The sequence below is a fragment of the Gemmatimonadota bacterium genome (assembly GCA_041390105.1).
GTDB lineage: Bacteria > Gemmatimonadota > Gemmatimonadetes > Longimicrobiales > Gaopeijiaceae > JAGQIF01.
In genome coordinates this window covers 1,789,663-1,808,456 of sequence record JAWKQO010000001.1, presented here as the reverse complement: position 1 = coordinate 1,808,456, position 18,794 = coordinate 1,789,663, and the positions used below count along the sequence as shown (strand labels likewise).

Annotated in this window: 18 protein-coding genes; 10 read left to right on the top strand and 8 right to left on the bottom strand. The window is 68.7% G+C overall.

Annotated elements, in window-relative coordinates; genetic code table 11:
* Positions 1-11 precede the first annotated feature (11 nt).
* Positions 12-1,550, top strand: a complete 1,539-nt coding sequence (locus tag R3E10_08010; protein MEZ4415684.1) for a proton-conducting transporter membrane subunit — start codon at positions 12-14, stop codon at positions 1,548-1,550.
* Positions 1,551-1,557: 7 nt separating this feature from the next.
* On the opposite strand, the gene R3E10_08005 is transcribed toward R3E10_08010, so the two are convergent.
* Positions 1,558-2,649, bottom strand: coding sequence for a methylated-DNA--[protein]-cysteine S-methyltransferase (locus R3E10_08005; GenBank protein ID MEZ4415683.1), 1,092 nt, complete (start codon positions 2,647-2,649; stop codon positions 1,558-1,560).
* A 153-nt stretch (positions 2,650-2,802) separates the two neighbouring features.
* On the opposite strand from R3E10_08005, the gene thyX reads away from it, so the two are divergent.
* Positions 2,803-3,780 carry an FAD-dependent thymidylate synthase gene (thyX, locus tag R3E10_08000; protein MEZ4415682.1) on the top strand — a complete coding sequence of 326 codons (978 nt, stop codon included), beginning with the start codon at positions 2,803-2,805 and terminating at the stop codon, positions 3,778-3,780.
* Positions 3,781-3,790: 10 nt separating this feature from the next.
* Here thyX and R3E10_07995 read toward each other — a convergent pair whose 3' ends face one another.
* Positions 3,791-4,582 (bottom strand): SDR family oxidoreductase, encoded by a 792-nt coding sequence (locus R3E10_07995; protein ID MEZ4415681.1) that lies wholly within the window; start codon positions 4,580-4,582, stop codon positions 3,791-3,793.
* Between the two features lie 2 nt (positions 4,583-4,584).
* Positions 4,585-4,956, bottom strand: a complete 372-nt coding sequence (locus R3E10_07990; GenBank protein MEZ4415680.1) for a cupin domain-containing protein — start codon at positions 4,954-4,956, stop codon at positions 4,585-4,587.
* 182 nt (positions 4,957-5,138) lie between these two features.
* Between R3E10_07990 and ggt the strand changes: the two genes are divergently transcribed.
* Entirely contained in the window at positions 5,139-6,902 is a 1,764-nt protein-coding gene (gene ggt / locus R3E10_07985; GenBank protein MEZ4415679.1) for a gamma-glutamyltransferase, read from the top strand.
* Here ggt and R3E10_07980 read toward each other — a convergent pair.
* Both R3E10_07980 and R3E10_07975 read right to left on the bottom strand, forming a co-directional pair.
* Positions 6,873-7,127: a hypothetical protein gene (locus R3E10_07980; protein MEZ4415678.1), complete on the bottom strand. Its 255-nt coding sequence runs from the start codon at positions 7,125-7,127 to the stop codon at positions 6,873-6,875. The two genes, ggt and R3E10_07980, sit on opposite strands and share 30 nt — an antisense overlap.
* An 8-nt stretch (positions 7,128-7,135) precedes the next feature.
* Positions 7,136-7,969: a hypothetical protein gene (locus tag R3E10_07975; protein MEZ4415677.1), complete on the bottom strand. Its 834-nt coding sequence runs from the start codon at positions 7,967-7,969 to the stop codon at positions 7,136-7,138.
* 135 nt (positions 7,970-8,104) lie between these two features.
* Between R3E10_07975 and R3E10_07970 the strand changes: the two genes are divergently transcribed.
* Complete coding sequence (locus R3E10_07970) at positions 8,105-8,719, top strand: hypothetical protein (GenBank protein ID MEZ4415676.1); 615 nt, start codon at positions 8,105-8,107, stop codon at positions 8,717-8,719.
* 74 nt (positions 8,720-8,793) lie between these two features.
* Complete coding sequence (locus R3E10_07965; protein MEZ4415675.1) at positions 8,794-9,654, top strand: methyltransferase domain-containing protein; 861 nt, start codon at positions 8,794-8,796, stop codon at positions 9,652-9,654.
* A 58-nt stretch (positions 9,655-9,712) separates the two neighbouring features.
* On the opposite strand, the gene R3E10_07960 is transcribed toward R3E10_07965, so the two are convergent.
* Entirely contained in the window at positions 9,713-11,854 is a 2,142-nt protein-coding gene (locus R3E10_07960; GenBank protein ID MEZ4415674.1) for an ATPase, T2SS/T4P/T4SS family, read from the bottom strand.
* 181 nt (positions 11,855-12,035) lie between these two features.
* On the opposite strand from R3E10_07960, the gene R3E10_07955 reads away from it, so the two are divergent.
* Entirely contained in the window at positions 12,036-13,868 is a 1,833-nt protein-coding gene (locus R3E10_07955) for a DegV family protein (GenBank protein MEZ4415673.1), read from the top strand.
* A gap of 46 nt (positions 13,869-13,914) precedes the next feature.
* Here the strand turns inward: R3E10_07955 and R3E10_07950 are convergent, their stop codons facing one another.
* Entirely contained in the window at positions 13,915-14,361 is a 447-nt protein-coding gene (locus tag R3E10_07950) for a hypothetical protein (GenBank protein MEZ4415672.1), read from the bottom strand.
* A gap of 31 nt (positions 14,362-14,392) precedes the next feature.
* Complete coding sequence (gene rho / locus R3E10_07945) at positions 14,393-15,646, bottom strand: transcription termination factor Rho (GenBank protein MEZ4415671.1); 1,254 nt, start codon at positions 15,644-15,646, stop codon at positions 14,393-14,395.
* 214 nt (positions 15,647-15,860) lie between these two features.
* On the opposite strand from rho, the gene R3E10_07940 reads away from it, so the two are divergent.
* From R3E10_07940 to R3E10_07925, 4 genes are read left to right on the top strand one after another with little or no spacing between them, the layout of a single operon-like run.
* The gene (locus tag R3E10_07940) at positions 15,861-16,247 is read left to right on the top strand and encodes a hypothetical protein (GenBank protein MEZ4415670.1); all 387 of its coding nucleotides are present in this window, start codon (positions 15,861-15,863) and stop codon (positions 16,245-16,247) included.
* A 16-nt stretch (positions 16,248-16,263) separates the two neighbouring features.
* The gene (locus R3E10_07935; protein ID MEZ4415669.1) at positions 16,264-17,046 is read left to right on the top strand and encodes an ABC transporter permease; all 783 of its coding nucleotides are present in this window, start codon (positions 16,264-16,266) and stop codon (positions 17,044-17,046) included.
* Positions 17,043-17,792: an ABC transporter ATP-binding protein gene (locus tag R3E10_07930; protein MEZ4415668.1), complete on the top strand. Its 750-nt coding sequence runs from the start codon at positions 17,043-17,045 to the stop codon at positions 17,790-17,792. Before R3E10_07935 ends, R3E10_07930 begins: the two co-directional genes overlap by 4 nt.
* A complete protein-coding gene (locus tag R3E10_07925; protein MEZ4415667.1) occupies positions 17,789-18,775 on the top strand; it encodes an MlaD family protein in 987 nt (328 codons plus the stop codon). Before R3E10_07930 ends, R3E10_07925 begins: the two co-directional genes overlap by 4 nt.
* The last annotated feature ends 19 nt before the right edge of the window (positions 18,776-18,794 follow it).

Genomic DNA, 18,794 nt, shown 5'->3' with positions numbered 1-18,794 from the left:
GGGGACACTCCATGATCGGGTCTGCCCAGGCTGCCGCTGCGCCGTCCACGGCGTTGCCCTGGTTGCTGGTCGGTGGCCATGTGCTCTGGGATCCCGTTGCGGCTGCCTTCTTCGTGTCCAGTGCGCTGATCTGGGTCACGGCAGGATGGGCGGCATGGAAGGGGATCGAGCCGCAGGGTCGGCGACGCTTCTACTTGTTCTTCATGTTGGTGGCGGCAGCTCAACTCGGGGCCACCGTGGCTGGCGACGCAGTCACCTTCTTGCTGTTTTTTTCGTTGCTGGGTCTGGCAGCCTATCCGCTTGTCACCCACGACGGTTCGCCGCGTTCGGTCCGTGCGGGCCGCGCCTACCTGGTGTTTGTCCTCGCGAGCGAAGGGGCCCTGCTGGCGGCGGCGTTGGTGACTTGGGGTGCTGCGGACGGCGCTGGCTTCGGCGGGGGTGTCCTCGGCCGCGGCATGGCGCTGCTGCTGCTCCTGGGTCTGGGCGTGAAGACCGGTCTTCCGCTTCTGCACGCATGGATGCCGGCTGCGTACGCCGCGATGCCCCGTGCGGCGGCAGCCGGATTCGCGGGAGCCACCGTAGGGGTGGGTGTACTCGGGTGGATCCGCTTCGGCGCTTTCGCCAGCGGGATCGCGCCGTACGAGTGGATGGCGCTGGGCGTGGCCGGCACCGCCTTCGGTGTACTGAGGGGCCTGACGCGCCGCGAGCCCGAGCGCGTCCTGGCATACTCCAGCGTCAGTCAGATGGGAATCGTGGTGACAGTGCTGGGCGGCGCCCGCGGAGGGGAGGGCGCGACCCTGGCTGCGGCCGCGTTCATCGCCCATCACGCGCTGGCCAAGAGCGCGCTCTTTCTCGGCATCGATGCGGTCCGGGTGTCCGACCCTTCGGCCCCGCGTCCACTGTGGCGTTGGGCGGCGCTGGGGCTTCCGGCTCTCGCGCTGGCGGGTGCGCCGCTGACGAGTGGTGCGCTCGCCAAGGGGGCGTTGGCCGAGGCGGTTCGCGAGCACGGTGTGGAGTTGGGCGTGTTCTTTCGACTGTCGGCGGTGGCCACCACCGTGTTGATGCTCCATCTCCTGCGACAGCTCTGGCGCCGAGCGGCGGAGCCGTCAGGCGAGGCGGCGCATTCCTTGGGGCCGTGGGTTGCCTCCGTGGTGGCCGTGGCCGGGGGCGTCTGGCTGTGGCCTGCTTTCGGGAACTACGCAGGTCACGCGGTGAGCGGCGCGGCGGTCCTGGGCGAAGCCTGGCCCGTGCTGGTCGGCATCGCGGTGTGGAGCGCTCTGACGCGAAGCGGGTGGCGGGCCGCGTCGAGGCCCACCACGGTGGACCGCTGGGCCCGTTGGCTGGGGTGGCGCTGGGACGACTACCTGCGCCGCCGCAGCGAGAAGCGACCGGTCCTCCGTCATGCCCCGGCCCATGTACGGCGGCGGGTGCGTCACGCTGCCAACGCAGCGCTGCGTCAGCTGGAGGCTGCGGAGCGGCAGGCTGCCGCCTGGGCTGCGTTGGGTACCCTCTTTCTGGCGCTGGTTCTGTTGCTGCGATTGGCGCTCTGATCGGCGCTCAGCGCCCGCGCCGTGGTACTGCCTCGGGCCCCGGGCCGTCGGCGGCGCCCCGCTCCAACTCGAGCAGCCTGCGTTTGCGCCAAAGTCCGCCTCCGTACCCGGTCAGAGCTCCATCGGAGCCGATCACTCGATGGCAGGGCACCACGATCGCGAGTCGATTGTCCCCATTGGCGCGGGCCACGGCGCGCACCGCTCGGGGCCGTCCCAGACGAGCGGCCAGCTCGGCATAGCTCACCGTGGCTCCGGCCGGAATCGCGCGGAGCGACTCCCAGACGGACCGCTGGAACTCCGAGCCGAGCAGCAGCAGCGGGGTGCGGAAGTCGGCGGTCCCGGTCGAGAAATAGGCCTCGAGCTCGCGGGCGATGCGCCGCAGCGGGTCGGCCGCCCCCGGCGCGAAGACCGGGCTGAGCTTCCGGGCCAGCGTGCGGATCTGCCGCTCCAACATTCTTCGGTCCGCGAACTCCAACAGGCAGAGCGCTTCATCCGTGGCGGCCGCCACCATGGGGCCGAGGGGGGTCTCGAGGTGGCGGAGCCACACCACGGGCCCCCGCGCCGCCTGGCTGGGGCTGCTGCCCACCACCTCACGGAACGCCGAGTTGAATCCGCTCAGGGAGTCGTAGCCATGCTCGAAGGCCGCGCTCGACACGGCGGTGCCGTCGCGGATCGAACGGAGCGCGGCACCCAGCCTCCGCGCCCGGGCGTACGCCGAGAACGTCATCCCGTGGCGCGACTGGAACCAGCGACGCACCCGGTCGGGGTGAAGCCCCCGTGCACGGAGGTCGGCCGCCGTCCAGCGGCGGGTCGGCTCGGCCTCGACGGCGGCCAGCAGCGGCGCGACCCAGTCGGGGGCCTCGCCCGGTCCTCGCAGAGGTAGGCAGCGACGGCAGGGACGATAGCCGGAAAAGAGCGCGTCCTGCGCGGTGGCGAAGAACTCGACGTTCTCGGGGTGCGGCTTTCGCGCCGGGCAGACGGGGCGGCAGAAGATCCCGGTAGTCCGAACCCCCGTGAAGAAGATGCCGTCGTAGTCGGCGTTCCGATCCAGGAACGCGGCCATCATGACGTTCTGCGGAGGAAGCGCGTCGGCGGTCATGGTAGAACCTGGCCACCCTGGAGGGAGGCCGCCACCGAGAATGTGACGTCGAATTCGGGCGCACCCGACTCGGGAGCGACGCGACTCGACCGTGCCCCCGTCCCGGCTATATTCGGTCGACCCTCCACCCCGACCACGCTGGCCCCCGCGGACATGGACACCAAGCGCCCCACCAGCCCCGCCGCCGAAGAGATCCTGGGTGGCTACTTTCCGGTCCTCGACCACGGCTTCGTGGCCCTGGTCGACTACATGGGCTCCGACGAGGACGTGGAGCGGGCCGCCCGCGTCAGCTACGGCTACGGTACCCGCAAGGTCTCGCAGACCCGTGGGCTCGTCCGCTATCTGCGACGCCATCATCATACGACGCCCAGCGAGATGGTGGAGTTCAAGTTCCATTGCGCCATGCCGATGTTCGTCGCTCGCCAGTGGATTCGGCACCGAACCGCTTCAGTGAATGAGCTCTCGGCACGGTATTCGTTGATGCCACTCCTCTTCTATACGCCGCAGGCCCAGCAGTTCGCGCTCCAGAGCCGGTCCAACAAGCAGGGGCGGGAAGAAGGGGCGTCGCCCGAGATATACCGTGAAGCGGTGCGGCGCTGGGAACAGTTGCGTGCCGACGCGGGCGCCGCCTATCGCTGGATGCTGGAGGAGGACGTCGCTCGCGAGCTCGCTCGCATCGACCTGCCGGTATCGACCTACACGCAGTGGTACTGGAAGATCGACCTGCACAATCTGCTGCACTTCCTCACACTCCGCGTCGATCCGCGCGCACAGTGGGAGATCCAGCAGTTCGCACGCGTCATCGCCGGTATGGTCAAGCGCGTGGCACCCCTGTCCTACGAGGCTTGGATCGACTACGACCTTTCCAGTAGGCCCATCACGCGTGTGGAACGTGAGGTGTTGGCCCGCTTGGTAAAGACGGGCGATGAGGGTGTGGGCGTCCGGGAGGGTGCGTTCGTGGACAACGCCGCGATGCAGGCGGCCGGGCTATCCAAGCGCGAGGTCGACGAGCTGCGCGAGAAGCTGGCCCCGCCACCCGCCGAGGACTTCGAGCTCGATCTGCGCGCAATGCGAACCTCGGAGCAGATCGCGGAGAAGATGTACCAAGCCGTGCCCGGAAGCTTCGACTAGCCAACCGACTCTACAGAAGCGAGCGCACCCAGCCCCCGTCCACAGCGATCGATTGGGCGGTGATGAAGCTCGCGCGCTCCGACGCCAGGAACGCGATCAGGGCTGCGAGCTCGTCGGGGCGACCGAGGCGTCCCGCCGGCGTCTGCCGCTCCCAGACCGCCCGCTCCTCGTCCGGCGTCGTTCCTTTGCGTTCGGACAGTGCGTCCGCCAACTCCGTCAGGCGCTCCGTCTCCGTGTAGCCTGGCAGCACGTTGTTGACCGTGATGCCCAGGGCGGCCACTTCGTTGGCGAGCGTGCGTGCGAATCCTGTCACCCCTGCCCGGATTGAGTTCGAAAGGATCAGGCCGTCGACGGGCTGTTTCACGGAGATGGACGTGATGTTGATGATGCGGCCCCACCCGTTCTCCTTCATGGAGGGGAGCGCACCACGACAGAGGTTCAGCACGCTCTCGAGGTTCTGGCGAATGGCGCGTGCCCAGGTCTCGCGGTCGTGCGCTTCGAAGGGCCCAGCGGGGGGACCACCCGTATTGGTCACGAGGATGTCGATCCTGCCAAAACGCTCGAGCGTCTGTGCGATGACGCGATCGACCTGCTCCGGTTCCGAGAGGTCGGCGGCGATCGCCAGGGTCTCGGCCCGCGTGGAGAGCGCAATGTCGGCACGGGCGGCCTCGATGGCCCGTTCCCGGCGCGAACACAACACCACCCGCGCGCCTTCGCGGGCCAGCTCTGCGGCGGCGGCCCGTCCCAGACCGGCGCTGGCTCCGCACACCAGGGCGACCTTTCCGGTGATTCCCAGATCCACGACTACTTCTTCCTCAGGTAGGAGTCGGTGCCGGACAGCCAATCCGCCCTCGGCGGGCAGAAGATGTCGACATCCACGGTGTCCTCGAGCGCCTCGGCCTTGTGGGGAACGTGCGAGGGGATGAGCAGGACCTCGCCCGCCCGCACGATCAGCTCCTCCGACTCGTCCTCGCCGATCCAGAACTTGAGGGCGCCGTCGACGATGAAGGTGATTTGCTCGTTGTCGTGGGAATGCCTGGGCACCACGCAGCCCTTCTTGAGCAGTACTTGCGCATACATCATGCGCTCCCCGGTGATGAGGCGGCGGGAGAGGAGGGGATTGACCTCTTCCAGCGGCATGTCGTTCAAGCGGTGGTGATGAACCTTCGAGCTCATGGCGTTCGCGTTCCCTTCGCTGGTTCCGTGCCGGGCTGCCGATCAGCCGCGCGAGGCCAACATGCGCCGCGGGTCCGGGCCCCGAAAGGTCGGGTCGCCCGGGGCGGGTGAGGGCTGTATTCATTCCTGACACGGCCTGCGGGATGTCGTCGTTGGGCCGGGCCGTCCTTCAGGAGTGGATCATGCGCCGCATGGGCTCAGATGGTTGGAAGATCCGGTCAGGAGCAGTGTTCCTTCTCGCCGGCCTCCTCGCTTCCCAGGGCTGCGGGGTCGGCGAGGGCCGTGCCCAGGCCGGGGCCCTGGAGCGCCCGGTGCCGTCCACGGACCCCGTTCGAGCTCCTCACGGCATGGTGGTGTCCCAGTCCGCCATCGCCAGCGAAGTCGGGGCGCGCGTGCTGGAAGCGGGCGGCAACGCCGTCGATGCGGCCATCGCCACGGGGTTCGCCCTGGCCGTGACCCACCCCACGGCCGGGAATATCGGCGGCGGTGGCTTCATGGTGATCCGTTTCCCTGACGGCCGCGCCACCACGCTGGACTTCCGCGAGAAGGCGCCGATGGCCGCGCGTCCGGAGATGTTCCTGGACGAGGACGGTGAGTACGCCTTCGACCGACACCACAATTCGCACGTGTCGGTGGGTGTGCCGGGCACGGTGGCTGGGTTCTGGCAGGCACACCAGCAATACGGATCGGAGACGTGGTCCGCCCTGGTCGATCCTGCGGTCGAGCTGGCTGCGGAGGGGTTCCCCGTCAGCGAAGGTCTGGCGGAGGGGTTGGAGTGGCTGCTGGGGCAAGCTCGCGACCGGGGGTACCAGGGCACGATCGACGCGTATTCCAACCAGGGTCGGCCCTACCAGGAGGGCGAGACACTGCGCCTACCGGACCTGTCGCGGACATTGGGCCGCATCCGCGACGAGGGTCGGGACGGATTCTACCAAGGTGAGACCGCCCGCTTGCTGGCCGAGGAGATGGCGCGCGGGGGCGGCCTGATCACGGAGGCGGATCTGGCATCCTACCAGGCGGTGGAGCGAGCGCCGGTGCGGGGATCATACCGGGGCTACGAGCTGATCAGCATGCCGCCTCCGTCCAGTGGCGGTGTGGCCTTGGTCGAGATGCTGAACATCCTCGAGGGCTACGATCTCGGGGCCCTGGGGCACAACTCGCCCGCGTATCTGCACCTGCTGGCCGAGTCCATGCGACGGGCCTTCCTGGACCGGGCCCGCTATCTCGGGGATCCGGACTTCAACGAGATGCCGTTGGATCACCTGATGGACAAGGGGTACGCCACCGAGCTCCGGGCCGGAATCGACCAGGCCATGGCCACGCCGTCTGATTCGGTGCAGGTGGAGATGGCGTACGAGAGCCCCGAGACCACCCATTACTCGGTGGTGGACCAGGGTGGCATGGCGGTCTCGGTGACCTACACGCTGGAGTTCGGCTATGGCTCCCGCATCACGGTGCCGGGTGCGGGTTTCCTGCTCAACAACGAGATGGGTGACTTCAACGGCAAGCCCGGCGTCACCAACTCCATGGGGCTCATCGGCACGCCGGCCAATCTGGCCCGGCCCGGACAGCGCATGCTCTCCAGCATGTCACCGAGCATCGTAGCCAAGGATGGCCGTTTGGTCGCCGTCATCGGCACGCCGGGAGGCCGCACGATCATCAACACGGTCCTGCAGGTGTTCCTCAACGTCGTGGACTTCGGGATGAACATCCAGGAGGCGGTCAACGCGCCGCGCATCCACCATCAGTGGCTGCCCGATCGACTCCGAATCGAAGAGGGCGGCCTCGATGAAACGGGCTTGGCCGCGCTGCGCGCCATGGGGCACGACGTGTCGATGGGAGGCGAGCAGGGATCGGCCAACTCGATCATGATCGACCCCGGCAGCGGCGATCGCCTGGGCGCCCCGGACCCGCGCTCAGCCGATGCGGGGGCCGCCGGCCACTGAGCCGGGGATGGGGCGGCCGATGGCGTGCACCGTGCCGGCCTGGTCAGGGGACTCGGCCCATCCCAGAACGCCGCGGAAGCGGCCGGCCCGCTGACGCGCAGCCACAACGAACGCGGTGACGGCGGCCAGCGCCAGAATCACAGCGAGCCAGGCGATGATCCGCCGAATGCGCTCGCGCCGCGCGCGCCGGGGATTGGGGCTCTTGCCGCGAACCAGGATTCGCATGGGACCGTCTACGCCAGGGCCTGACGGCAGGCTGCCACCGCTTCGTCCACGAAGGCCGAAAAGGTGCGGGCCTGGTCGGTGGACTCCAGCAACTCGTCCGCGCTGAGCACCGCTCCTGTCCAGCCGGCCGTGTGCCAGCGCCCGGACTGCAGCCGTGGGAGACGGCCAGGATCGGGGTACGGCCACAGGTTCACGTACACGTAGGGTGCCGCGCCGTTCGCATCGCCGGGGGAGAGCCCGACTCCGATGGAGCGGGCGTCGGTCGCACCAGGCGGATCCACGGCGATGAGCGTCGCGAGGTCGAAGTGGTGCGGCCACCCGCGTACCGCGGAGGCCGTCGGCTCGCGGGAACTCAGCGCGCCAAGAGCGCTGGCTGCGTTGCCGTACCAGCGGGCCAGCTCCGCGTGCCGCTCATCCGGGGTTCCAAACGGTGTGCCGGTGCTCACCGGGTGTGCGGGGATCTCGTACTCGGGCCAGTCCAGGTCCTCCGATCCGGTCGGGTGGTCGGTCAGTTCCCGCGACAGCCAACCCCGGGCGGCCGCGAGCGTGCTCCCGGCCAGGGCGAGGCGGGCGCCGCTCTCCGGTCGGCGTACCTGGAGCTCCAGCCGGACCGGATCGAGCGCCACTCGCACGCTCCGGGCGTGCTCCAGTGGCTCGCCCACGAACGCACCGTCGCTCCACACGAAGCCCCGGTGGCTGTCATCCCGGCGGGGCTCCGCCCGGGACTGCCCCGCCGCGGCCAGGAGCTGTACCGCGTGATGGGTCTGCAGGCGCGCGTCCTCCAGGTGACCTGGGGCGACCGCTCCCAGCCTGGACCACGTAGAACGTCGCTCGAGGGTCACCGTGCGGGAGTCTCTGGCTCGGGGAAAGGTCTGGCCGGCCTCTTGCTGCGGCCCAGGGGAGGTCGGCGCGGTATCCCACCTCCCGAGGGTGGAAAGGACGCCGCGGCCTGTGCGCCAATCTACGTGGATCGAGGGATGATGCCTACACGATCGCGGCCGGTCATGACCGCACTCCTCGTCTGGGTCGCGGCGGCCCTGCCCGTCGCGGCGCAGGATTCGGGCCAGCCCTTCTCGGTGGAGGGCCGGTTGGGATTCTCCTTTCCCACCGGATCGCTCGCGCGGGGTCAACGGGGGGTGGCCACCAATGTGGGGCTTACCCGCGGCCTGTCGGCGCTGCTGCAGCTCCACTCCCATCTCGGGCTCTACGGCGGCTGGAGCCGTCACGGCTTCGCGTGCAGCGAGGACTCCGACTGCGCTGCCGATGCGGTCATCGCGTCCAAGGGCTTCGAGGCGGGCGTGAAGATCGTCCTGCCCCACCAGACGGCGACCGTGCCCTACTTCCGAGGCGGTGTGACCCTTCACCGCTTCAGCTACGACCTCGACGGCGTCGTTGCCGAGTCGGACATCGCGCCCGGCGTCGAGGCGGGCGTCGGCGCGGACGTGGCCATGCACCGGAACCTCTCGCTGACGCCTCAGGTGCGCTTCCTCTACTACCGGACCGATCTGAACCTGGAGACGTTCAACACGGGAGCCGAGACCTTCGTGGTCTCCTCTGTGGTGATCGATCTGGGGGCCCGACTCCACTTCTGACCCGACGCCCGTCCCGGTGGGAGCGGGTGCCGCAGACGGTTGCGGCGCTCCCGCGGAGCGATGAGCTTCGTCGCATGTCCACACCGACCGACGCGGTCTCCGCACCGCAGAAGGCCCGGGTGCAACAGCACTGGGAGCGCGAGACCTGCGGGATCCGCTACGCAGACGAGCTCGCGGACCGGGAGCGCTTCTTCGCGGAGATTCGCGAAGCGCGCTACGGTCTGGAACCATACATCCCGGTCTTCGCCGACTTTTCCTCCGGGAAGGGTCGAACGCTACTCGAGATCGGCGTGGGCGCTGGGGCGGACTTCGTGCAATGGGTGCGTGCTGGCGCCCGGGCCCGTGGGGTGGACCTGACCGAGGCGGGGGTGGCCCTCACGCGTGAGCATGTCCAGCTCGCCGGGTTCGCGAACGCGGACTGGGAGGTGCGGCAGGCGGACGCCGAAGCTCTCCCCTTCGATGCGGACACCTTCGATCTGGTCTATTCGTGGGGCGTCCTCCACCACACGCCCGACACACGCCAGGCGTTCGCGGAAGCGCTTCGAGTGCTGAAGCCGGGGGGGGAGTTGCGTGCCATGATCTACCGTCTCCCCTCATGGAGCGGATGGATGCTCAAGGCGCAGCACGGCTGGCTCAGGGGACGCTTCGGCTTGACGGCTCGCGAGGCCATCTTCGAGCACCTGGAAAGCCCAGGCACCAAAGCCTATACGGAGCCGGAGGCGCGGGCTCTGCTGGAGGCGGTCGGGTTCGGCGACATCACGCTGTCCGCGCAGCTCGGCCCTGCGGACGTCCTGTCCATCCGTCCGTCCGAGAAGTACCGCTCCCCGCTGTTCCGGCTGATCTGGGCGCTCTATCCGCGCTGGTTGGTCCGTGCGCTGGGAAACCGCTTCGGGCTCTGTCTGCTGATCCGGGCCCGAAAGCCGGTCCTCGCCTGAACGCCCGCGAGCCCGCTGCGCGCGGGGCATCGCACGTGTGCAGAGCTTCCCTGGCGCCTCAGACGGCTACGAGAAGCTCGGGCTGTGGGGCTCCGAGCAGCGCATCGTAGGAACCCGCGCGTCGTAGGACCGCGCGGACCCGTACGGCCAAGCGGGAGGGCTCGACCGGCTTGCGCAGGTAGTCGTCGGCGCCCGCCTCCATCAACTCGATCTCGAGGTTGGGATCCTGTTCGGCGGTCAGCACCACCACCGGGAGCCCCGCCGTGCGAAGCGAACCGCGGATGCGGGCCAGCACTTCGGCGCCTCCGAGGCGCGGCATGTTGAGGTCCAGGAGCACCAAGGACGTGTCGTCGTTGAGCTCGAGGTGCAGGAGCGCTTGATCGCCGTCGGACGCCTCGGCCACGTCGAAGCCGCGCCCCTCCAGGATCGTGCGTGCGAGCAGCCGCACCTCCGGTGAGTCGTCCACCACCAGCACGCGCGGGCGCGTGCGCGTGGGCACCACGGCCGACATGCCGGGCGGTAGGCTGCGCTCCACTTCGAGCAGGGAGGTACGCCCGGCCCGAACGCGCTCGAAGGTGGCTTCCTCCAGCGACCCCTGGTCCCGCATCAGATCGCCGAGCTCCGTCATGCTGGCCCCACGACCGATCGCCGCTCGGAGCTCGTCGACGACCTGCACGGCATGCGTCACCAGAAGCTCGCCGGAGTAGCCACTCTCCTGACAGGACGGGCATCCGCCAGCCATGGCGCTCGGGGTCACCCCGTAGGCGGCGACCAGCACACGCTCGCGCGCCGGAAGTTGATCGACGGAGTCGACCGGCTTCTGACAGTGCTCGCACAAACGGCGCAGGCTCCGGAAGACCACGATGCCACGCAGCACCTCTGCCAGGGACGCGGTGGAGAGCTCCAGGCTGCGCAAGGTCGCCACGGCGGCGGCCGGGTCCTCGGCGTCGAGCGCCGCCACGATCCAGGTTCCCTGGCGTGCGGCCTCCACGGCCAGGCGGGCGCTGTCGTCCTCGTCCAGTCGACTCACCACCACGGCGGCCGGGTCGGCGTCCAGAGCTTGCGCCAGCGCTTCGCCGAAGCGGAAGCCGGCTTCCGGATCGGCCTGGATCTGCCTGACTTCGGGGACCGGCGCCAGCAGCGAGGAGTCGACAACCGTGACGGGTCCCTGGGCGGCCAGCGCGCGAGTGAAGGCGGTCAGCAGCGTCTCGCGACCCCGGCCCGGGGCGCCGGCCACCACGACCAGACCGGGCGGCCCGCTCAAGAGAGCGCGCGCAGCCTCGACCTCCGCGGGGGGCAGGCCCAGATCGGCGAAGGTCGGCCGCAGCGCGGGGTCGCTGATGCGGACCACGAGACTCTCGACCGCCCGCCCGGGCTCGGAGCGCACCCGCATGACGAAGCGCCGACCTTCGACCGCCGCGGTGAACTGCCCTTCCTGGGAGCGTTGGCGCACGGTCAGATCCAGGCGTCCCAGCTCCTTCAGCCGCCGAACCACGCGAACCAGCGCGGGATAGGGCAGATGCATGAAGTGCTGGAGGCTGGATCCGATGCGGAAGTGGACCCGTCCACCCTCGGCGTTGCCGGAGATGTGGACCTCGGAGGCTCCCACCGAGGTGGCCTGGCGTAGCATGCGCTTGACCAGGCTGGCGACCGGCCGGGTGTCGGAGTAGGTGTCGGCCGGGGCTCCCTGGGCCTGGTCGCGCACGATCTGCACGTCGTCCCGGCCCACCTCGGCGGCCAGGTTCTGGAGCACGAACTCGATGATGCGGCTCCGCGAGTAGCAGTGGTCGATGGCCTCCGCGAGGGGGCCGGGAGCCGCGATCTGGAAGACTGCGCGCCGGCCGGACAGGAACTGGAGGTCCTGCTCGGCGTGGACGTTGGTCGGGTCGGCCGTGGCCACCACGATGACCTGATCGGAGGCGCGCAGGGGAAGCACGCCGTGCTTCCGGGCGCTCTGCTCAGGGAAGAGCTTGGCGGCGCTGGGCTCGGCCGCGGAGAGGTCGGCGACCTTCAGGCGGAAATGGGTGGCGACCCGCTCGGCGAGCTCGACGTCTGACACGCTGCTGGCCCGGGCGATCTCCGCCCAGGCGGCGCGGACCTGATGGAAGGGAGGGTTGGGGTCGATGTGCAGGCCGCGTAGGCCCGTGGCATCGGCCACGTCGTCGAGCCAGTGACGGCTGGGTGCCCGGGTTGTGTACAAAGGGTCCCCTCGGTGCTGTTTCCTGCCGGCCCGGGAGCCCTCCCGACGCCCGGGAATCCGCGCAATTCCTTGAGTGTCGGTCGATCGACCCAGGATTGCGAGCACCGACTTCTCAAGACGCATGCCAGGACCAGGGCCCCCGTTTTGCACCTGGGCGGCGGACCATCCATCTTGGGGCGCCATGCGAATCGCGTACGTGGACGGCCCCCGTTTCCGACGGTCGCTGTTGGCGGCCTGTGGATACGCGGAGAGCCGCCGGCAGGAACTCAACCGGATCAACGTGTTTCCGGTCCCCGACGGGGATACCGGGACCAACCTGGCGTTGACCGTCCGGGCCATCTCCGAGCAGCTGCGCGGCAACGTCGACATCTCCATCGGCGCGGTCGCGCGGCACGCCGCCGAGGCCTCCGTCCTGGGCGCTCGCGGCAACTGCGGGATGATGCTCTCCCACTTCCTGCTGGGCTTCGCCGATCGGCTCGGCGGACGAGACCGCATGGACACCCGGGACTTCGGGGCGGCCTTGTCGTCGGGGGTGGCCCGTTTGACGGACGCGCTGGAGCGCCCGGTCGAGGGGACGATGCTTACCGTCATGCGCGACACGGCCGTCGCGGCGGAGGCCGACGCTCAGGATGATTTTCTCCCGTTCCTGGAACGGATCCTGGCCGTCGCCCGCAGCTCCCTGGCCCGGACCCCCGAGCTCCTGCCCGCGCTGCGCAAGGCCGGCGTCGTGGACGCGGGCGCCAAGGGCTTCGTGAACCTGCTCGAGGGTGTTGTGCTGTTCGTGCACGGGGACCCGGTCGTGGAGGTCGAAGTGCCGGCTTTGCTGGAGGGGCCGGCCCTGGGGGTCGCCGCCGTCGAGTTTCCGGCGGAGGCCGAGGTCTACCGCTTTTGCACGGAGGCCCTGGTGCGAGGCGAGGGTCTCCCCGACCGCGATGCGGTCCGGGAGCGACTCCAGGGTCTGGGGGACTCGCTGATCGTCATCCGGGCGGAGGGGCTGCTCAAGCTGCACATCCACACCGACGAGCCGGAAGCGGTATTCCGCTATCTACGAACGGTCGGCACCCTGGCCGCGCACAAGGCCGAGGACATGCACGTTCAGCACGCCGCGGTCGAACGGGCGGCGGCGCAGGGCCATGTCACCTTGGCGCGTCGACCGGTATCCGTGGTCACGGACTCCAGCGCGGATCTTCCCGATGACGTGCGGCGACAGCACGGCATCCACGTGGTGCCGCTCGTGTTGATGGAGGGAGATCGGGCGCTGCGCGACCGCATCGATGTGACGGCGGAGGAGTTCCACCGCCGTATGGTCGATGGGGACGAGCTACCTACCACGTCGCAACCCACACCGCAGGCGTTCGCGGACACCTTCAAGCGTGCGGCGGAGGACGGAGAGGCCGTCATCGCGGTCGTGCTCGGCTCGGCGTTGTCCGGCACCTTCGGCTCGGCGCAAGCGGCGGCGCGGCTGGTTCCGGACGCCCATGTGCGCGTCTTCGACTCGAGGGCCGCCAGCAGCCTTCTGGGCCTGTTGGCCCTGAAGGCCGCCGAGCTGGGAGAGGCGGGGCACGGCCCGGACGAGATCCTGGACGAGCTGCAACGGACCCGTGATCGCTCGGGCGTGCTGTTCACCGTGGACACCTTCGACCGGTTGATCGCGTCGGGGCGCGTGGGCCGAGGGCGGGCGCTGCTCGGCTCGCTGCTGAGCGTGAAGCCCATTCTGGGGCTCTCGCAAGAAGGGAAGGTCGTTCCCTTCGGCAAGGCGCTTGGACGCGAGCGGGTCCTGCCGGCGGTACTCGACCTCTTGCAGCGGGAGATCCCCGAGGGCCACCCGGTCCGCTTCGGATTGGCACATGTGGCGTGTGCGGACGAGATGGAGCGCGTCGCCCGCGCCCTGCGCGAACGGTTCGGAGCGGTCGATATCGCGGTGGCACCGGCCACGCCCGTCGTGGCGACCCACACGGGTCCCGGGGCCTGGGCGGTCGCCTACCTGGTGGAGGACCCGGTCCCGACGGACTGAGCGGCCGCGGCCGGGCCGAGCCCAAGGCCACCCCTCAGGATGGGCTCTACTGGCGGAGCTTCAGGCGTCCCTGCACGAGCAGATCGAAGGTGGCGCGCTGAGCGGCGCTCAGCTCCTGCGGGAGCCCCACCAGCAGGGCGCGCGTCCCCTTGTCGTCGGGGAGGTGCAGCACCAGGCGGTCGGAGGGCGTGGGCGGCCGATGGGGATGGCGTTGCCCGCTCGCGTCGACCTCCACGGTTTCCCCGGGCGCCGTCCAGGCGCAGAGGCGGCGCCCGTATTCGAGCCAGGCGGACAGCGGCTCGACCTCGCCGCGCGCGATCTTCGGAACCAACTCGTCCTGATAGTACGACACAGCCTGCTGGTAGGCCGCGGGATCGCTCTGTTTCAGCTCGCGCAGACGTTCCCGATAGAACTCGCGCGGATCGCGTGCACCGCTCGCTTCCAACGCCTCCTGGAAGCGGTCATCGTGCGCGCTCTGCAGATCGCTGCTCACCGCGGTCGCTCGGGTCCGAGGTGCGCGGGACTCAGCCGCCCGCCATGGAGTCGAGGAACTCCTTGTTGGTCTCGGTGCGGCGCATCCTCTCCAGAAGGAAGTGGATGGCCTCGGTGGGCGGCATGTCGGCGAGGAAGTTGCGCAGCAGGTAGACCCGGTTCAGCTCGGCTTCCGACAGCAGGAGCTCTTCCTTGCGTGTTCCCGAGCGATTGATGTCGATCGCGGGAAATATGCGCTTGTCCGCGATGTGGCGATCGAGGATGAGCTCCATGTTGCCCGTGCCCTTGAACTCCTCGAAGATCACTTCGTCCATGCGGCTTCCGGTCTCGATGAGGGCCGTGGCGACGATCGTCAGGGAGCCCCCTTCGTCGATGTTGCGGGCCGCTCCGAAAAACCGCTTGGGCTTGTGCAGTGCATTGGCGTCCACGCCGCCGGAAAGGATCTTCCCCGAGTGGGGGACGGTGACGTTGTAGGCCCGAGCCAGGCGAGTGATGGAGTCGAGGAGGATCACTACGTCCTGTCCGTGCTCGACCAGACGCTTGGCCTTCTCCAGCACCATCTCCGCCACCTGGGTGTGGCGCTCGGCTGGCTCGTCGAAGGTGGAGGAGATGACCTCCGCCTTCACGTTCTCCTCCATGTCCGTGACCTCCTCGGGGCGCTCGTCGATGAGCAGCACGATGAGGTAGACCTCCGGGTAGTTGGTGGCGATGGAGTTTGCCAGCTTCTGCAGGAGCATGGTCTTCCCCGCCTTGGGCGGGGAGACGATCAAGCCGCGTTGCCCTTTGCCGATCGGCGCCATGAGATCGACGACCCGCGTGGAGAGGTCGTTGCCCTCGAGGCGCTCCAGGCGCAGCCGGCTCTCCGGATAGCGGGGGCGCAGATTGTCGAAGGCAACGCGGTGTTTGGCTTTCTCGGGCTCGTCCCCGTTGACGGTCTCCACTTTGAGAAGCGCGAGGTAGCGCTCGCCGTCCTTCGGGGGGCGCACCTGACCGAGGATCGTGTCCCCAGTCCGCAGATCGAAGCGCTTGATCTGAGAGGGGCTGACGTAGATGTCGTCGGGCCCGTAGAGGTAGTTCCAGTCCTGGGAACGCAGGAACCCGTAGCCCTCTGGGAGGATCTCCAGCACGCCCTCGCCGCGCAGCACCACCTCGCTGTCGAGCAGATTCTGTTCGATGCGGAAAATGAGGTCCTGCTTCCGCATTCCCGAGAAGTTCTGGATGTTGAGCTGCTCCGCCATGTCCTGGAGCTCGGGAACGGTCTTGCTCTTGAGTTCGGCGATGTCCACGGGAGGACTCCTGGGACCACCGGGGCCGGGGTCCGCGTACGGGAGGGGGAGATTCGGGTCGGTTGGTGCGCGTCCGACGGGACTGCGCGGGGATTTTGAGGACGGTCCGATGTTAATGGGCGGCCCGGCAGTGGGCAAGACTCGGCTTGACAGGTCAGATTCCCCCGCAGAACGTACGTTTCCTTTCCAGTTTCGACGACGTTCCGGAGGGTGCGTGGCTCGCCACAATCGCACGGCCAAAGGGGTCGATCAGCGTGACCAGAGCTACGGGATCGACTACCAGCCGGATTGGCTGCGACGGGTGAGAGTGACGCGCAAGCTGGCGAACGGTCGGCAGTCGACCATGAACCTGTTCCGGAACCCGGTGCCGCATCGCCAGGCCGAGCCTGGAACGTCCACACGGACAGCCATCCAATCGGCAGACGGTGCGATCGACTTCTCGATCCAGGTCACCGATCCGCGTTTGCGCGTACGGAGCGTCACGGTGTCGTACGAACTCGATGCTCCGGCCCATCCGGGGCGCCGGCGCTCGGCCGCCGCACGGGGAGAGGTCGTCGTCTTCACGCTCGAGGACGGACTGAAACCGGCTCCGCCGCGCTGAGCGCCAGCGAGGGATCATGCCTACGATCCTGAAGGTGCTGTTCGGTGCCATCGGCCGTGGGGTCTTCGATCTCGCGGCCGGAATCGGCCGCTGGGGCGGACTCGTGTTCCAGACGGCGCGTAGCGTGCCCCGCTTGAAGGAATGGATCGGCCTGCTGCCGGGACAGATGGGACGCATCGGGGTGGATTCGGTCCCGATCGCGACCTTCATCGCGCTGTTCACCGGGGTCGTGCTGGCACTGCAGGCGTCCTACACGTTCACCGGCGCCGTTCCCCTGTACTTCGTCGGCACCCTGGTCGGCAAGACCATGATCCTGGAGCTGGGGCCGGTCCTGACCGGACTGGCCTTGTCAGGGCGGGTGGGAGCCAACATCGCGGCGGAGCTCGGCACGATGCGGGTGACCGAACAGATCGACGCGCTGGAGACACTCGGGTACGACCCGGTGGACTATCTGGTCACGCCGCGCGTGGTGGCCGGCACGGCGATGTTCCCGGCGGTCATGGTCATCGCCACGGCCATCGGCATCGTGGCCGGATGGCTCACGGCCTTGGGTCTGCTCGACATGAGCACGCCTGAGTTCCTCAAGGGCCTGCGACTGTTCTTCGAACCCTTCGACGTGCGGTTCGCGCTCATCAAGGGGCTCAGCTTCGGGGCCATTCTCACCACGATCGGTTGCTTCTTCGGGTTCACCACCCAAGGGGGTGCCCAGGGGGTTGGGCAGGCCACCACCCGCGCGGTGGTGGTCAGCTCCATGGCCATCCTGGTGCTGGACGCCTTCTGGGCAGCGGCGCTCCTGTGAGCATTCGCATCGTCGGATTGCACAAGGCCTTCGGCACGAAGCGCGTCCTGGAGGGCGTCGATCTCGAGGTGGCCGAGGGCGACACGGTCTCGGTGATGGGACCCTCCGGTGTGGGGAAATCCGTGCTGCTCAAGCACATCGTCGGACTGCTCCAACCGGACTCGGGCGAGGTGTTCGTGGATGGGGAGCGGGTCGCCGATCTGGATGCGGAGCAGCTCCGCGACCTGCGGCGACGGGTCGGGTACGTGTTCCAGTTCGCGGCGCTGTTCGATTCCCTGACGGTGGAGGAGAACATCGGTCTGGGTCTCAAGCGCATGCCCGAGTGGGACGCGAAGCGCATCCGGGTCCGGGTCGAGGAATGCCTCTCGCTCGTGGATCTGGAGGGCTACGGTCGGCGGACGCCGGCCGAGTTGTCAGGTGGCCAGCGCAAACGGGCCGGTCTGGCCCGGGCCATCGCCACCAAGCCCCGGTATCTCCTGTACGACGAGCCCACCACCGGCCTCGATCCCGTCACCACAACGGTCATCGATCGCCTGGTGATGCGTATGCGCGACGAGCTCGGTGTGACGTCGCTGGTGATCACCCACGATCTGGATTCGGCCTTTCGGATCTCGGACCGCGTGGCGATGCTCTATGAGGGGAAGATCCGCTTCATAGGGACGCCCGACGAGGTGAAGGCGGCTACCGATCCGGTGGTCCGCGGGTTCGTCGCCGGGCTGCCCGAGCTGATCGAGGGGGCAGAGTGAGACGCAAGGAAGTCCTGGTCGGGCTGGTGATCGTCCTGGCCACCGCGCTGGCGGTGGGGGGGACGCTGTTCCTGAAGGGTGCGTCCTTGCGCCGCAACACGGTGATGGTGGACGCCGTGCTGTCGGAAGCGGGTCAGCTCGCCCGGGGCAATGGCGTCAAGTTCCGCGGAGTGAACATCGGGCGCGTGGAGGACATCCAGGTCGAGCCGTCGGGCGAGGCCGTGCGGGTCTCGATGTTGGTACAACGCGACGTGAAGCTCCCCGCGGACGCCGGAGCACTGGTCTCGCCCGAGTCGATGTTCGGCGACTGGCAGGTGGAGATCGTCTCGCGCGCAGCGTTCCCTCGGTATTCGTTCCTCAATCTCGAGGGTGTTGAAGCCCTGCCGGGTCACACTCTCCCCGACCTCTCCCGACTCACCGCGGCTGCCGACGAGATCGCGGATAACCTGACGGTGCTCACCGATCGCGTCGAGCTGGCCTTCACGGAAGAGACGGCGCGCAACCTCGCCCGTGCCATCGACAACATCGGTGCGGTAAGCGACGAGCTGAATCGGCTGGTGAGTCAACAGGCGCAATCCGTCGCTCAACTCACCGACGAGGTGGCTTCGACCGCAGGGCAGGTGGGCGCTGCCTCGGACGAGGCCGGGGCCACGTTCGCCCGCATCAACCGGATGCTGGACTCGGGCGCCGCCGACTCGACCTTGTTCGACGCGCGTCAGACACTCGCCAGCCTGCGCGCGGCCTCCGCCCGCCTCGACTCCACCCTGGTGCGGGTGGATCGCTCGATGGTGGCGGGCGAGTCCGCGCTGGAGCGCTTCGACCGCATCGGCGCCCAGATCGAGGCCGGGCAGGGGACCCTTGGTCTGCTGCTCTCCAACAACGAGTTGGCCGTGCGCGCCGAAGCCGTTCTCACCCAGCTCGACTTGCTGCTCGCCGATTTCCGGGACAACCCGAAGCGCTACGTGAGGCTGTCCATCTTCTAGCGGTGCAGCGGCCCGCCGA

What these genes read in the sequence shown, in the direction of transcription:
- R3E10_07980 (MEZ4415678.1), bottom strand. Translation starts at nt 7,127, where the DNA reads ATGCGAATCCTGGTTCGCGGCAAGAGCCCCAATCCCCGGCGCGCGCGG.
- thyX (MEZ4415682.1), top strand. Translation starts at nt 2,803, where the DNA reads ATGGACACCAAGCGCCCCACCAGCCCCGCCGCCGAAGAGATCCTGGGT.
- R3E10_07970 (MEZ4415676.1), top strand. Translation starts at nt 8,105, where the DNA reads ATGATGCCTACACGATCGCGGCCGGTCATGACCGCACTCCTCGTCTGG.
- ggt (MEZ4415679.1), top strand. Translation starts at nt 5,139, where the DNA reads ATGCGCCGCATGGGCTCAGATGGTTGGAAGATCCGGTCAGGAGCAGTG.
- R3E10_07965 (MEZ4415675.1), top strand. Translation starts at nt 8,794, where the DNA reads ATGTCCACACCGACCGACGCGGTCTCCGCACCGCAGAAGGCCCGGGTG.
- R3E10_08010 (MEZ4415684.1), top strand. Translation starts at nt 12, where the DNA reads ATGATCGGGTCTGCCCAGGCTGCCGCTGCGCCGTCCACGGCGTTGCCC.
- R3E10_07955 (MEZ4415673.1), top strand. Translation starts at nt 12,036, where the DNA reads ATGCGAATCGCGTACGTGGACGGCCCCCGTTTCCGACGGTCGCTGTTG.
- R3E10_07935 (MEZ4415669.1), top strand. Translation starts at nt 16,264, where the DNA reads ATGCCTACGATCCTGAAGGTGCTGTTCGGTGCCATCGGCCGTGGGGTC.
- R3E10_08005 (MEZ4415683.1), bottom strand. Translation starts at nt 2,649, where the DNA reads ATGACCGCCGACGCGCTTCCTCCGCAGAACGTCATGATGGCCGCGTTC.
- R3E10_07990 (MEZ4415680.1), bottom strand. Translation starts at nt 4,956, where the DNA reads ATGAGCTCGAAGGTTCATCACCACCGCTTGAACGACATGCCGCTGGAA.